Source organism: Bradyrhizobium sp. 157 (assembly GCF_023073815.1).
In the GTDB taxonomy this organism is placed as follows: domain Bacteria; phylum Pseudomonadota; class Alphaproteobacteria; order Rhizobiales; family Xanthobacteraceae; genus Bradyrhizobium.
The window spans coordinates 15,510-30,714 of record NZ_JADPKF010000077.1 but is presented as its reverse complement, the minus strand read 5'-3'; the positions used below and the strand labels follow the sequence as shown (position 1 = coordinate 30,714).

Below are 15,205 nucleotides of genomic sequence, written 5' to 3'. Positions count from 1 at the left end.
GACGCGATGCGCAGCATCGCGGACGGGTGAGGGGTTGTCTCCGCGGAGAGAGACCCCTCATCCGCCTTCGCGTTCCGCGAAGACACCTTCTCCCACAAGGGGAGAAGGGAAGGAAGGACGAAAGAAAAAGACAAGCCGGGCATGACGTGCCGAGACTTGCGTGCCCCGGACGCAGCGCAGCGCTCTCGGGATCGCGCTTCGCGCGACTCCGGCGGTGCGCTGCTGAGCCGGGGCCTATCTGGCCGCTCGTGGGTCCCGGCTCTGCGGCACAGCGTCGCCGCTGCGCCGCGTCCGGGACAAGAGAATTACGCCTTCGCCGCCGCCTTCGGCCAATACCTGTCCCGCAGGTGCCGCTTCACCAGTTTCCCGGTTGGCGTGCGCGGCAACTCTGCCTCGAAGTCGACGCTCCTCGGGCATTTGATCGGCGACAAATGCTTGCGGCAGAACGCGATCAGTTCGGCCTCGAGTTCCTTGCCGGCCTTTGACATGTCGTGCGGCTGCACCACGGCCTTGACCTCTTCGCCCATTTCCTCGTTCGGCACGCCGAACACCGCGACGTCGGAAACGGCAGGATGCGTGATCAGGACGTCCTCGGTCTCCTGCGGGTAGATGTTTACCCCGCCCGAGATGATCATGTAGCTCTTGCGGTCGGTGAGGTAGAGAAAGCCTTCGGCGTCGAGATAGCCGACGTCGCCGAGCGTCGACCAGCCCTTGGCGTTGTAGGCCTTCTTGGTCTTCTCGGGATCATTGTGATAGGTGAAAACAGGCGCATCGGCGAAATAAACCGTACCGATTTCGCCGGTCGGCCTTTCCTCCTCGTTCTCGTCGAGGATTTTCACCTTGCCGACCACGGCGCGGCCGACGGTGCCGCGATGGGTCAGCCATTGCTGCGAAGTCGAAACCGTGACGCCGTTGCCTTCGGAGCCGGCGTAATATTCGATCAGGATCGGTCCCCACCACTCGATCATCTTGGCTTTTACATCGACCGGGCAGGGTGCGGCGGCATGGATAGCGCCCTTCAATGACGAGACGTCATAGCGATTGCGCACCTCGTCCGGCAATTTCAGCATGCGCACGAACATGGTCGGCACCAGCTGCGACTGCGTGACCTTATATTCCTCGACCAGCCTCAAGAATTCCTCGGCGTCGAAGTGCTCCATGATGATGGAGGTGCCGCCGAGCGTGATCGCCATCATGTTGAAGCGTAGGGGCGCTGCGTGATAGAGCGGCGCCGGCGACAGATAGATGCTGTCGGACGACATACCGCACATGTCGGCGCAGAGAATTTTCAGGAGCGGGTTTGGCACGTCGATCGCCTTGCCCTCGAATTCCTTCTTGATGCCCTTGGGCCGGCCGGTGGTGCCTGACGAATACAGCATGTCGTAACCGGCAACTTCATCCGTAATCGGCGTCACCGGCATCGCGATCGCTTCCCTATCCCAGGAGCGGAAGCCGGGCGCGGGCTCGTCGACCATGAAGAACAGCGGTTCGCCGGGTTCGCGCTTGATCAGGCCCTTGACCTTGTCGGCGCATTGCGGCGTGGTGATGAAGACCCTGGCGCCGCAATCCCTGACGATATAGGCGATCTCTTCCTCGGTGAGATAGCGGCTGATCGCGGTGTAATAGAGCCCCGAGCGCTGCGCAGCCCAGCAGATCTCCATGAACGCGAGGCGGTTTTCCATCAGGAAGGCAATATGGTCGCCGGCCTTCAGGCCGAGCGAACGGAACAGATGCGCGCCCTGGTTCGAAAGCTCGTCAAGCTCGCGATAGGTGATCGCCTTGCCGGTCGCCGCCATCTGGTAGGCGATCTTGTTCGGTGTGTTGCGGGCGTGGACGGACGGGTGGGTCATTGTGATGCTTCGGCTCCGCGCTTGATGTGGCGTTCCCCGGATGCTGCGCAGCGCGCAAGCGGTGCGCTGCTGATCCGGGGTCCATTGGGGCACGAATGGGTCCCGGCTCTGCGAAGCAGCGCTTGCGCGCTGCATCGCGTCCGGGACACGTGAGACTTACAGCCTTTCCACGATTGTCACGTTCGCCATGCCGCCGCCTTCGCACATGGTCTGCAGGCCATAGCGCTTGTTGTTCTGCTTCAGCGCGTTGACCAGCGTGGTCATCAGCTTGGTGCCGGAGCCGCCGAGCGGATGGCCGAGCGCGATCGCGCCGCCATTGACGTTGAGCCTGTCAGGATCGGCGCCGGTCGTCTTCAGCCATGCCACCGGCACGGCCGCGAAGGCTTCGTTGACTTCGAACAGGTTGATGTCGTCGATCGACATGCCGGCCTTCTCCAGCGCCCGCTTGGTGGCGTGTAGCGGGGCATCCAGCATGATCACGGGATCGCCGCCCATCATGGTCATGTGGTGGATGCGTGCCAGCGGCTTCACGCCGAGCGACTTCAGGCCCTTCTCGTTGACCACCAGCACGCCGGAGGCGCCGTCGCAGATCTGGCTGGCGCTGGCGGCGGTGTGCTTGCCGTTCTCGGCAATCAGCTTGACGCCCTTGATGCCGTCGAGGCTGGCGTCGAAGCGGATGCCTTCGTCGATATGGTGGGTGTCGGTCGAGCCGTCGGCGCGGGTGATCTGCAGCGGAACGATTTCATCCCTAAACTTGCCACCTTGCGTCGCGGCAATCGCGCGCTGATGGCTGTTATAGGAGTACTCGTCGAGCTGGTCTTTCGAGAGCCCGTACTTCTCCGCCATCATTTCCGCGCCGGTGAACTGGCTGAACACGATGTTCGGATATTTCGCCTCGATGCCGGGGCTCTTGTAATGACCAAAGCCGTTCTTGGCCGGCAGCGACGAAGCAAGCCCCATCGGTACCCGCGTCATCGATTCCACGCCGGCGGCGATCACGATGTCCATCGAGCCGGTCATCACCGCCTGCGCCGCAAAATGCAGCGCCTGCTGCGACGAGCCGCACTGGCGGTCGACCGAGGTGGCGGGCACGCTCTCGGGCAGCTTCGAGGCCATCACCGCGTTGCGGGCGATGTTGTTGGACTGTTCGCCGGCCTGCATCACGCAGCCCATGATCACGTCTTCGATCTGGGCCGGGTCGACGCCGGAGCGGTCGACCAGCGAATTGAGCACGGAAGCGGCGAGATCGGCCGGGTGCCAGCCTGCGAGACGTCCGCCCTTGCGGCCACCGGCAGTGCGTGCGGCGGCGACGATATAGGCCTCGGCCATGTCTGTTCTCCCTGAATGTTGTTTGTGGCTTGGAAAGATGGGCCGGATTTAAGGGGGGCTGCGGGATTTAGTCAATCAATCAATTAACTCTTGAGTGCAGCCGCGGCATGCGCTTATGTGCGGCCCGGATCTCCGGCAGGCAGGAATGGGATCACCGTTGAATACCACCGTACCGACCAGGTTCCCGAGCGGCAAAAATACCACCGCCGAGAAGCTGCTTGTGGCGGCGAGCGAGCTGATGATCGAGCGCGCCTCGATCGAGGTGTCGCTGTCCGACATTGCGCAGAAGTCGGGCGTCAACGCCGCGCTGGTGAAATACCATTTTGGCAACAAGGACGGGCTGCTTTTGGCGCTGCTGGCCCGCGACGCCGCGACCGAGATGTCGCAGCTTGAATACCTGATCAGCCAGCCGATCTCGCCGACTGCAAAACTGCGCCTGCACATCGGCGGCATCATCCGCGCCTATCACCAGTTCCCTTACATGAACCGGCTGATCCACTATCTCCTGCACGAAAGCAGCGCCGAAGCCGCCGACGAAGTCTCGCAATTCTTCGTCGCGCCGCTATTGGACTTCCATCGCCGCCTGCTCGCCGAGGGCGTCAAGGCCGGCGAATTCCGCGATATCGATCCGGTGCTGTTCTACACCAGCCTGATCGGCGCCTGCGATCACCTGTTCTTCGGCCGCCACGCGATGTCGCGCGCGACCGGTGTCGGTCCGGTCACCGACGAAGTCTGCCGCGACTACATCAAGCACATGGAAGCGCTGATCTGCGGCGGCATGTTGAACGGGCGAATGGCGAGTAGCGAATAGCGAATGGATCCATTCGCCACTCGCTGTTCGCCATTCGCCAACTAGAGAAGAAAACACCCAAGGAAAGGTTCTCAAAATGCAGTTGAAAGACGTTGCCGTTCTCATCACCGGCGGTGGCTCCGGCTTAGGGGCCGCGACCGCCCGCGCCATGGCCGCCAAGGGCGCCAAGATCGGCGTGCTCGACCAGAACAAGGAGAATGCCGAGAAGGTCGCGGCCGAAGTGAAGGGCGTAGCCCTTCATGCCGACGTCACCAGCGAGGAACAGATGAAGGCGGCGATCGCCAAGGCGGAAGCCGCCCATGGTGTCGCGCGCGTGCTGATGAACTGCGCCGGCATCGGCGGCTCGCAGCGTGTGGTCGGAAAGGACGGCGTCTATCCACTGGAGAAGTTCGTCCGCATCATCAATGTCAATCTGATCGGCACCTTCAACGCGCTGCGCCTGTTCTCCGAACGGCTCGCCACCGCGGCCCCGGTCGGCGAGGAGCGCGGCGTCATCATCAACACCGCGTCCGTTGCGGCCTATGAAGGCCAGATCGGCCAGATCGCGTATTCTGCTTCCAAGGGCGGCATCGTCGGCCTCACGCTGCCGGCGGCGCGCGATCTCGCCAGCCTGAAGATCCGCGTCAACACGATTGCGCCCGGCATCTTCTTCACGCCGCTGCTGATGGGGTTGAACGAGGAAGCCCGCAAGAGTCTTGGCGCCCAGGTGCCGCATCCGGCCCGTCTTGGCGAGCCCGACGAATACGGTGCGCTCGCGGTGCACATCGTCGAGAACGCGATGCTCAACGGCGAGACCATCCGTCTCGACGGCGCCATCCGCATGGCGCCGCGGTAAAGCGAAGCGCTTCTTCCCTTCTCCCCTCTTGTCCGCCGAAGCCTTCAGGCGAAGGCGGATGTGGGAGAAGGTGGCTTCGCGAAGCGAAGACGGATGAGGGGTTCTCTCCGGCAGGCAACCCCTCACCACATCGAATGCACGGCTGATGCCGGTGTGGCCCTCTCCCACAAGGGGAGAGGGCGCAGCAATGAGCGCCGCAATCCGCGGATGTAGGGAGCACCTCGTGACTCAGCCGCTGCTGATCGAACATCATGACGGGGTCGATTGGGTCACGCTCAACCGGCCCGACAGCCTCAATGCGCTCGATCCCTCGCTGATCGACGCGCTCAACGCCTATTTCGAGGGCCTGCAGCGCAACCGGTCGACGCATGTCGTGGTGCTGAAGGGTGCAGGCGCATCGTTCTGCGCCGGGCTCGATCTCAAATACACCATGCAGCGCCGCGCCGGGCAGCAGGAGCCGCCGGGCGTGACCGAGTCTCTGGACTCGCAGCGGCGGATTGCCGACATAGTGATGCTGATGCGGCGCTGCCCGCAGCCGATCATTGCGCTGATCCAGGGCGCGGCGGCCGGGGGCGGCTTTGCGCTGGCGCTCGCCGCCGACATCCGGATTGCCACCAAATCCGCGCGGATGAACTGCGCCTTCATCAAGCTCGGTCTTGGCGGCTGCGACATCGGCACCTCCTATTTCCTGCCGCGCCTGGTGGGTGTGTCGGTCGCCTCCGAACTAATTCTTACCGGCCGCTTCATCGGCGCCGAGCGCGCGCTCGCGGTTGGCCTCGTCTCCGAAGTCGTCGAGGAAGGCGGGCTCGATGCCGCGGCCGAGCCTTACGTCGAGGCAATGATGACGGCCTCGCCCGTGGGCTTACGGCTCTCCAAGGAATGCCTCAACATGAGCGTCGATGCCGGCTCGATCGAAGCCGTGATTGCGATGGAAGACCGCAATCAGGTGCTGTGCAGCCGCTCGGAAGATTTCAACGAAGGCATCAGGGCCTTTCTCGAAAAGCGAAAGCCTGTCTATATCAGGCGGTGACGACAAGATCCGCAAAAGGACAAGAATTCCGGGAGACGCAATATGAGTGGGAGTGCAGCGAAGGTGCTGACAAAGCCGGCCTTCCGCAAGATCGAGTGGCTGCCGCGCGACATCGCGGTCGAGCGTCGCCCAGACGGCGTCATCATCCTGAAGTCGCGCATTCCGCTGCAGCCTTACGAGAAGCATATTCCGGCATCGCTGGCAAAATGGGCCAAGCAAGCGCCCGAGCGCATCTGGCTGGCGCAACGCGGCGGCCCGGAGCGGCAGTGGCGGAAGGTGTCTTATGGCGACGCCAAGCGTATCGTCGACGGATTGACACAGGGCCTGCTCAATCTCGAGCTCGAAGAAGGCCGTCCCGTTGCGATCCTGTCAGGCAATTCGATCGAACACGCGCTGATGACGCAAGCTGCGATGCAGGCGCGCCTGCCGGCAGCGCCGGTGTCGCCGGCTTATTCGCTGATGAGCCAGGATCATCTCAAGCTCAAATACCTCTTCAACCTGATCAAGCCGGCGGTCGTGATGGTGCAGGACGGGCCGGCCTTCGAGAAGGCCTTGAAGGCGCTCGATCTCACCGATGTCGCCGTCGTCCATGTCTTGCGTCCTTGCGACGGCATCAAGAGCGTGTCCTTTGCCGACCTTGCGGCCACGCCGGTGACGAACGCGGTCGAGGAGTCAGTTGCCAAGATCACGCCGAAGACCGTCGGCAAGCTCTTGTTCACCTCGGGCTCGACCGGCATGCCGAAGGCCGTCATCAACACGCAGGAGATGATGTGCGCCAATGCGGCGATGATGATGCAGGTGCGGCCGCGCGATCCGAACGGACCGACCGCGACCGTGCTCGACTGGATGCCGTGGAATCACACCATGGGCGGCAACGCCGCGTTCAATCCGATTCTGATCGACGGCGGCACGCTCTATATCGACGACGGCCGGCCGATGCCCGGCCAACTCGAAGAAACCATCCGTAATCTGCGTGAGGTGTCGCCGACCTATTATGCCAACGTACCCGCCGGCTATGCCGCGCTCGCCGCTGCGATGGAAAAGGACGACGCGCTGTGCCGCAGCTTCTTCAAGAACCTGACCGTGATGGCCTATGGCGGCGCGCGGCTGCCTGACGATCTCTACGACCGCATGCAGGCGCTGGCGGTGAAGACCACCGGCGAGCGCATCGTGTTCTACACCGGCTGGGGCTCGACCGAGACCGCGCCGACCTCGACCGGCACCTATTGGGACACCGAGCGCGTCGGCCTGATCGGCCTGCCGTTTCCCGGCGTCGAATTGAAGATGGTGCCGTGCGGCTCCAAATACGAATTGCGCTTGCGCGGCATCAACGTCACGCCGGGCTATTTCGGACAGCCCGAGTTGACGAAGAAGATGTTCGACGAGGAAGGCTTTTACTGCATCGGCGATGCCGGCGTGTTCGTCGATGAGAACGATCCGCTGCAGGGCATCATCTTTGCCGGCCGCGTGGTCGAAGACTTCAAGCTCACGACCGGCACCTTCGTCCATGTCGGCTCATTGCGCACCGATGCCATCGCGGCCGCGACGCCGGTGGTGCATGACGCGCTGGTTACGGGGCAGGACCGTCCCTTCATCGGGCTCTTAGCCTGGCCCAATCTGCATGCCTGCCGGCAGATCGTCGGCAACCCCAATGCGACGTTTGAAGATGTTGTCAGGCATCCCGAGGTGATCGCCTGCTTGAAGCGCGGGTTGGAAGCGCACAACGCCTCCGCCACTGGCAGCAGCATGCGGATTGCCCGCGCCATGCTGATGGCCGAGCCGCCCTCGATCGACGGCAACGAACTCACCGACAAAGGCTACATCAACCAGCGCGCCGGCCTCGAACGCCGCGCCGCGCTGGTGGAGAAGCTTTACGCCGACAAGCCGGGAGACGACGTAATCATTTTGAACTGATCGTAGGATGGGTAGAGCGCAGCGAAACCCATCATTCGAAGCCAAAAATTGATGGGTATCGCTTCGCTCCACCCATCCTACAGAGCCATTACCAACGCGAGTAACACGCCATGAACTTCGATTTCTCCGATGAACAAAAACAGATGCGCGACGCGGCGAGAAAATTTCTTGCCGAAAAGTGCCCGCCGAAGGCCGTGCGCGAGGTGCTCGACGGCAAGGCGACCTATAACAAGGAATTGTGGAAGGGGCTCGCCGATATGGGTTTTCTTGGCGTCGCGATCCCGGAAGAATTCGGTGGCGCCGGTGCCGGCCATCTCGAGCTCTGCGTGATCGCGGAAGAGATGGGCCGCGCGAATGCGCCGGTGCCGTTCTCCTCCACCGTCTATCTCGCCGCCGAGGCGCTGCTGCTGGCCGGCTCCGATGCGCAGAAGCAGAAATGGTTGCCGAAGATCGCCGCAGGCGAGGCGATCGGCACGCTGGCGCTGTTCGAGGGCAAGGGGAATCCGTCGCCGAAGGCGATCAAGTTGCAGGCCTCCGGCGGCGCGCTCACGGGCGTGAAGAAGCCGGTGCCGGATGGCGCGATTGCCGATTTCGCCGTGGTCGCCGCGCGCGGCGGTTCGACCGGGCGCGATGCCGACATCTCGCTGTTCCTGGTCGACCTCAAGGCCGGCGGCGTCGAAGCCAAGCCGCTGACCAATATCGATCCGACCCGCGGGCAAGCCGAACTCATCTTCAAGAATGCCAAGGCCGAGCCGCTTGGAGCGGCTGGCGAGGGCTGGAGTATTCTCACGCAAGTGCTCGACCGCGCCGCAGTGCTGCTCGCGTTCGAGCAGGTCGGCGGCTCCGACCGCGCGCTCGAAATGGGCCGCGACTACGCGCTCGACCGTATCGCGTTCGGCCGGCCGATCGGCTCGTTCCAGGCGGTGAAACACATGCTGGCCGACATGTATGTCTCGGCAACGCTGGCGCGCTCGAATTGTTATTACGGCGCGTGGGCGCTCTCGACCAACGCGTCGGAATTGCCGGAAGCCGCTGCAGCCGCGCGCATCAGCGCGACGCAGGCGTTCCAACACTGCTCCAAGAACAACATCCAGGTTCATGGCGGCATGGGCTTCACCTGGGAGTTCGACTGCCACATGTACTACCGCCGCGCCAACGCCACCGCGCTGACGCTCGGCAGCCTGTCGTACTGGGAAGATCAGTTGATCGACCGCATGCGCAAGAAGAACGCGGCGTAGGATTCTCGTGTCCCGGACGCGGTGCAGCGTGCAACGCTGCTCCGCAGAGCCGGGACCCACAAGGGACCAACGATGGACCCCGGATCAGCAGCGCACCGCTTCGCGCTGCGCAGCATCCGGGGAACGCGAGAGGAAAGAGAGGCGCCATGAACTTCGACGACACCCCGCAGGAAGCCGCGTTCCGCGCCGAGGCCCGCGCATGGATACAAGCCAACGCGCCCAAGCAGTACGAGGAAGAACTTCGAAAATCCTCGCTCGGCCGCACCGTGCTCAAGGGCGCCAACATTCTCGAGGTCGCAAAGGCCTGGCAGAAGAAGAAGGCCGATGCCGGCTGGGCCTGCCTGCACTGGCCGAAGGAGTATGGCGGCCGCGGCGCCTCGCCCATCGAGCGGGTGATCTGGCAGCAGGAAGAGGGACCGTTCGGCAAGCTCTCCGGCATGTTCATCATCGGCCATGGCATGTGCGGGCCGACCATGATGGCCTATGCCGGCGAGGAGCAGAAACGCAAATATCTGCCGCCGCTCGCTTCCGGCGAAAAAATCTGGTGCCAGCTCTTTTCCGAACCCGCCGGCGGCTCCGACGTCGCAGGGCTTCGCACCCGCGCCGAGAAGAAGGGCGACGACTGGATCATCAACGGCCAGAAGATCTGGACCTCCGGCGCGCATTATTCCGATTACGGCATCCTGCTGACGCGCACCGATCCCAATGTGCCCAAGCACAAGGGCCTTACCATGTTCTTCCTTGATATGAAGAGCCCGGGCGTCGAGGTGCGGCCGATCAAGCAGGCCAGCGGCCAGTCCGACTTCAACGAGGTCTACTTCACCGACGTGAAGATCCCGGACTCACAGCGGCTTGGCGCCGTCAATGACGGCTGGAACGTTTCGCTGACCACGCTGATGAACGAGCGCATGTCGATCGGCGCGGGCGTTGCAACCGGCTTCCCGGAATTGTTCGAGTTCTGCAACAGCCTGATGCTGGAGGACGGTCCCGCGATCGAGGATCGCAACGTGCGTTCAAGGCTTGCGAACTACGCAGTGAAGGCGAGCGGACTGAGATACACCAGCATGCGCGCGATCTCGGCGCTGTCGAAGGGCGAGCGCCCCGGTCCGGAAAATTCCATCGGCAAACTAGTTGCGGGATCGATGGTCCAGGAAGTCGCAATGTATGCGCTCGACCTGCAGGGCGCCGCCGGCGTGCTGAGCGGGCCTGACGACGCCGAAGTCGGCGGCAAATTCCAGGCGATGCTGCTGCGCGCGCCGGGCACCCGCGTCGAAGGCGGTACCGACGAGATCATGCGCAACATCATCGCCGAGCGCGTGCTTGGCTTGCCCGGCGATATCAGGGTCGACAAGGACGTGCCGTTCAACCAGATCCCGACCAAGGGAAGAAACTGACCTTGTCCCGGACGCGGTGCAGCGTGCAACGCTGCGCCGCAGAGCCGGGACCCACAGAATGCCAATTGAGAGACCCCGGATCAGCAGCGCATCACTTCGTGCTGCGCAGCATCCGGGGAACGCATACGAGACAGGAGAAGCCGCCATGAACTTCGACGATACGCCACAGGAAGCGGAATTCCGCAGCCTGGCCCGCAGATGGATCGACGCCAACGCCCCGAAGCAATATGAGGCGGAGCTGTCAAAATCCTCGCTCGGCCGGATCCGGCTGGAGAAGGAAGATATCGTCGATGTCGGCAAGGCCTGGCAGAAGAAGAAGGCCGAGGGCGGCTGGGCCTGCCTGCACTGGCCGAAGGAGTATGGCGGCCGCGGCGCCAGCCCGATCGAGAAGGTGATCTGGCAACAGGAAGAGGGCGTCTACGGCAAGCTGACGCAGCCGTTCCAGATCGGCGAGGGCATGTGCGGCCCGACCGTGATGGCGTTCGGCAGCGAGGAGCACAAGCGTCACTATCTGCCAAAGCTCGCGTCGGGCGAGCATATCTGGTGCCAGCTTTTTTCCGAACCCGCCGGCGGCTCGGATGTCGCGGGGCTGCGCACGCGCGCGGAAAAGCAGGGCGACAACTGGATCGTCAACGGTCAGAAGATCTGGACCTCGGGCGCGCATTATTCCGACTACGGCCTGCTGATCACGCGCACCGATCCCAACGTGCCCAAGCACAAGGGCCTGACGATGTTCTTCCTCGACATGAAGAGCAAGGGCGTCGAGGTGCGGCCGATCAAGCAGGCCAACGGCATGCAGGAATTCAACGAGGTCTATTTCACCGATGTCGTGATCCCCGACAGCCAGCGGCTCGGCGCGGTCGGCGATGGCTGGAACGTGTCGCTGACCACGCTGATGAATGAGCGGATGTCGATCGGTTCGCGGCTTGCGACGGGTTTCCCCGAGATGTTCGAGTTCTGCTCCAATCTGATGACCGATGACGGGCTCGCGATCGACGATCCCGCGACGCGCTCAAAACTTGCGAACTGGGCGGTGAAGGCGAGCGGGCTGAAATACACCAGCTACCGTGCCATCTCCTCGCTATCGAAGGGCGAGCGGCCGGGCCCGGAAAACTCCATCGGCAAGCTGGTGTCGGGTTCGATGCTGCAGGACATCGCGACCTTTGCGATGGACCTGCAGGGCGCGGCCGGCGCGCTGACGGGCGCCGATGAGAACGCGGCGCGCGGCCAGTTCCAGCAGATGCTGTTGTCCTCGCCCTCGATGCGCATTGCCGGCGGCACCGACGAGATCCTGCGCAACATCATCGCCGAGCGCGTGCTCGGCCTGCCCGGCGACATCAGGGTCGACAAGGACGTGCCGTTCAACAAGATCCCGACCAAGGGGCGGTAGTTCTCGGCCCGGTAAACTCTCGCGTCCCGGACGCGGTGCAGCGTGTCCCGGCGATGCGAAGCATCGTCCGGTGCGCTGCTCCGCAGAGCCGGGACCTACACGCAATTGGCCCCGGCTCTGCAGCGCACCGCTCCGCGCTGCGCTGCGTCCGGGCACGAAAGTGAGCAAGGCCATGGATACTGCCGTGAACCAACAAGATCGCATCGACGTGCTCGAGGACCTCCTGAACGAGCGCTACTCCGTTCGAGCCTTCCTGCCGCAGGAGGTGCCGCGCGAGACCATCGAGCATATTCTGAAGGTCGCGCAACGCACGGCGTCATGGTGCAACAGCCAGCCCTGGCAGGTGCTGATCGCCAGCGGCGGTGCCAAGGAAAAGTTTCGCAAGGCGATCTATGCCGAAGCCGCCTCCGGCGCCAAGGACGATCATGACTTCACGCCGCCGCGCGAATATCTCGGCGTCTATCTCGAACGCCGCCGTGAGAGCGGTTTTCAGCTCTACAACACGCTCGGCATCACCAGAGGCGACAAGATGGCCTACGCCAAACAGGCGCTGGAGAACTACAATTTCTTCGGTGCCCCGCATGTCGCCATCATCCACACCGACGAGCCGCTCGGCATCTATGGTGCGGTCGATTGCGGCGCTTATGTCTCTAATTTCATGCTGGCGGCGCAGGCGCTGGGCCTCGGCACCATTCCGCAGGCCGCATTGGCGCGGCATTCCGGATTGATCCGGCGTCACTTCAAGCTGGCGGATGACCGTCGCGTGGTCTGCGGCATCTCCTTCGGCTATGCTGACCACGCCCACAAGGTCAACAGCTACCGCACCTCGCGGGCGAGCGTCGCCGATACGGTCACCTTCGTGGACGAGTAGCTGCCCTTCTCCCCTTGTGGGAGAAGGTGGCGCGAAGCGCCGGATGAGGGGTATGTCTCCGCGGAGAGAACCCCTCACCCGTCTCGAATGAGCTCTGCTCATTCGATCCACCCTCTCCCACAAGGGGAGAGGGGACGAGCCCTCAAACTTCGTGCCGCAGCAGCTCCTCGACCACTTCATCCGAGAACCGCTTTTTAGTTCCTGCAATCATCACCCATTCGGGATCGCCCGGAATCGCCGTCGCACCCGGCATGCCGTGATCGAGCAATGCGCGTGCGCAGCCGACCCAATCGCCACCTTCGACCGGCTCGTTGCAGGACGCCCACCCCAAGGTGCCGCAGGCATTGTCACCATGACCATGCTGCTCGGTCCACTCAGCGCCGTGTTCAAGCAGGAAGCGCGTCAGCGCCGCATCGCCCCGGAACACCGCGAGGTTGAGCGCAGATGCATCCCAGTCGCCGCCGCGCACGGCGATCGGCCAGCGGAGCCGGACCATCAGCTTGACGACGTCATCGGCACCGGCCGCGGCCATGTCGGGCAATAGCCGCAACTGTGCCGGCGGCAACGAGGCCGGCAGGTCGGGCCGCCGCGAGCGGATCGCCCGCGCCTCCGTTTCGTCGCCGCGCGCACATGCGGCGACAAAGCGTTCTTCGTCGGAGATATCAGGTTCGCCCTCGCGCAGCAGGGCTGCGACCTCGGACAGTCCGAACTGCAGTGCCAGCCTGTAGGGACTGATGCCGTCAGCGGTTGGTCGCAACCGGTCGGCGCCGGCCTCCAGCAATGCCTTCACATGGCGCGGGCGCCGGCGGTAGATCGCCCATGCCAAAGGCGAGCCCCAATTGGTCAGCGGTTTATTCCGCGCCGGCTCGTTCGGATCGCCGCCATGCTGCAGCAACAGTCTTAGCGCGCTGTCGTCTTCGAGATCGATCGCGCGGTAGATCGCGTTACTCTCTGCAATCCGCGCGCCGTGCTCCAGCAATAGACGCGTGCACGCCGGATTCCCCAGTGAATGATAAAGCGACTCGCCGTCATTCGGATCCGCTCCCGCCTCGAGCAGTAATTTGGTCATCGTCGGATCATGGTTGCTGCCGGCCGCGCCATAAAGCGTCGAGAGCGGATAGCGTTGGTCGGGCGCGTTCAGCGATCCAGGCGGCCAGCGGCTGTAGATGTGCTGGTTGGCGTCGGCGCCTGCCGCGATGAGCAATTGCGCGCAGCGATGCAGGCGCTCGCGAAATTCTTCCACGCGCAGCAGGCTCGAATGCGCGACCGCGAACAGCGGCGGCAATCGCAGCGGGCCGCCGGAACCGTTGACCCAGGCCGGATCGGCCTGTGTCGCTCGCCGCAGCGCGCTTTCGTCGCCGATCGTACAGGCGAGATGGGGATCGCCGTCAACGAGTTCGGGATCATCGGTCAGGATGCGCAGCGCGACGCGCGGGTTGGCGCGGTTGATTGTGCCGCTGACGTCGCCGGAATAGAGAAGCTGAGCCCAGTACCGGACGCGGGCGGCGCGCTCATTGCGCACAGCCGTCTGTACGTCGACGTAACGCTTCAGGTCGGGCCAGGAAGCAAAGCCGTGCTCGCGCGCGATGCATGATTGCGCGTCGTGCAGGCGAAGATCGAGGGACGCAATATCCGCATCACTACGGCCGGCCGCCGCCGGCAGCGTATGCCGAAACCGCGCCATCGCCGCCGGGTCGCGGCTTCGATAGAGGCGGATCAATTCCTTGGCTTGTTTCTTCAGATGATCGAGATTCAATCGATCGGGAGACGGGTTCATCAGACACCTCCGTGCATGACATCGCCGACGGCCCGCAATACCGGCTGCACAAAGGCTCTAGATCTCGCTCGAAAGCTGCAAGTGGGTTCAACCCTTCCCGCGGGCCCGGGCACGGCTTGCACCGCAGGCGCCACAATATGGCTGCAGCGGGCAGGGTCAACGTACTCAGGCAAGCGGAAAAATCCCGGTCGCTGGCGCGGCCGGGATCTTTCTTACAGAACGCTATTCGATCAGTAGGCGCAGACGTTCACGGTGCGCAGGCGCATGCCACGGCGGGTTTCGACCCAGCGCTGCTGCAGGCAGCCGTTCAAACCGGTATTGACGTAGACGCCGCCGAAGCCTACGCCGATGGCGGGACCCCAGCCATGGCCCCAATGATGGCCCCAGTGATGGCCGTGGTAAAAGCCGCCGGCGGAAGCGGGTGCTGCAGCGGCAATGGTCAGCGAAGCGGCGGCAATCAGTCCGAGGGTAACCTTGCGAAACATACTCATTTTCTCCAGTTGCTTGGCACGAGGCCGTTGTTGCGTCCCTGCCCATCAGTCGGACCACAGGCGGATTGCGTTCACGCGCAAAGGGGGAGAATCGTGTTTCAGGAGTGTTTCGTGTCGCCAGATATCGCGGCCCGGACGCGGCGCAGCGCCATAAGCGCGTTCACGCGCGTCTTCGACGCGCTATGGCGTTGAGCCGCAACGCCGGGATCCACCGCCAGGGGCCCCGGCATAGCAGCGCATCACGCCGCAAAGTGCGGCGCGCTGCGCAGCATCCG

General features: G+C 63.6%; 12 protein-coding genes. 8 read left to right on the top strand and 4 right to left on the bottom strand.

Translation table 11 applies throughout. The features are described from left to right. Positions 1–305: 305 nt before the first annotated feature. Positions 306–1,850, bottom strand: coding sequence for an acyl-CoA synthetase (locus IVA95_RS19670; RefSeq protein WP_247511960.1), 1,545 nt, complete (start codon positions 1,848–1,850; stop codon positions 306–308). Positions 1,851–2,006: 156 nt separating this feature from the next. Next, the gene (locus tag IVA95_RS19665; protein ID WP_247511959.1) at positions 2,007–3,179 is read right to left on the bottom strand and encodes an acetyl-CoA C-acetyltransferase; all 1,173 of its coding nucleotides are present in this window, start codon (positions 3,177–3,179) and stop codon (positions 2,007–2,009) included. A 145-nt stretch (positions 3,180–3,324) separates the two neighbouring features. Here IVA95_RS19665 and IVA95_RS19660 point away from each other — a divergent pair, with 145 nt between their 5' ends. The 8 genes from IVA95_RS19660 (at position 3,325) to IVA95_RS19625 (ending at position 12,662) form a co-directional block, all read left to right on the top strand. Next, positions 3,325–3,990, top strand: coding sequence for a TetR family transcriptional regulator (locus IVA95_RS19660; RefSeq protein ID WP_247511958.1), 666 nt, complete (start codon positions 3,325–3,327; stop codon positions 3,988–3,990). Positions 3,991–4,066: 76 nt separating this feature from the next. Further along, positions 4,067–4,825 carry an SDR family NAD(P)-dependent oxidoreductase gene (locus IVA95_RS19655; protein ID WP_065731824.1) on the top strand — a complete coding sequence of 253 codons (759 nt, stop codon included), beginning with the start codon at positions 4,067–4,069 and terminating at the stop codon, positions 4,823–4,825. Positions 4,826–5,048: 223 nt separating this feature from the next. Further along, the gene (locus tag IVA95_RS19650) at positions 5,049–5,855 is read left to right on the top strand and encodes an enoyl-CoA hydratase/isomerase family protein (RefSeq protein WP_247512132.1); all 807 of its coding nucleotides are present in this window, start codon (positions 5,049–5,051) and stop codon (positions 5,853–5,855) included. Between the two features lie 42 nt (positions 5,856–5,897). After that, positions 5,898–7,769 (top strand): AMP-binding protein, encoded by a 1,872-nt coding sequence (locus IVA95_RS19645; protein ID WP_247511957.1) that lies wholly within the window; start codon positions 5,898–5,900, stop codon positions 7,767–7,769. A gap of 110 nt (positions 7,770–7,879) precedes the next feature. Beyond that, positions 7,880–9,007 carry an acyl-CoA dehydrogenase family protein gene (locus IVA95_RS19640; protein WP_247511956.1) on the top strand — a complete coding sequence of 376 codons (1,128 nt, stop codon included), beginning with the start codon at positions 7,880–7,882 and terminating at the stop codon, positions 9,005–9,007. 146 nt (positions 9,008–9,153) lie between these two features. After that, entirely contained in the window at positions 9,154–10,401 is a 1,248-nt protein-coding gene (locus IVA95_RS19635) for an acyl-CoA dehydrogenase (protein WP_247511955.1), read from the top strand. Between the two features lie 145 nt (positions 10,402–10,546). Continuing rightward, the gene (locus tag IVA95_RS19630) at positions 10,547–11,791 is read left to right on the top strand and encodes an acyl-CoA dehydrogenase (protein ID WP_247511954.1); all 1,245 of its coding nucleotides are present in this window, start codon (positions 10,547–10,549) and stop codon (positions 11,789–11,791) included. 172 nt (positions 11,792–11,963) lie between these two features. After that, on the top strand, positions 11,964–12,662 hold the full coding sequence (locus IVA95_RS19625) for a nitroreductase (protein WP_247511953.1): 699 nt from the start codon (positions 11,964–11,966) through the stop codon (positions 12,660–12,662). Between the two features lie 142 nt (positions 12,663–12,804). Here IVA95_RS19625 and IVA95_RS19620 read toward each other — a convergent pair whose 3' ends face one another. Further along, on the bottom strand, positions 12,805–14,439 hold the full coding sequence (locus IVA95_RS19620; protein ID WP_247511952.1) for a hypothetical protein: 1,635 nt from the start codon (positions 14,437–14,439) through the stop codon (positions 12,805–12,807). Positions 14,440–14,669: 230 nt separating this feature from the next. Then, the gene (locus IVA95_RS19615; RefSeq protein ID WP_247511951.1) at positions 14,670–14,924 is read right to left on the bottom strand and encodes a hypothetical protein; all 255 of its coding nucleotides are present in this window, start codon (positions 14,922–14,924) and stop codon (positions 14,670–14,672) included. Positions 14,925–15,205 lie beyond the last annotated feature (281 nt).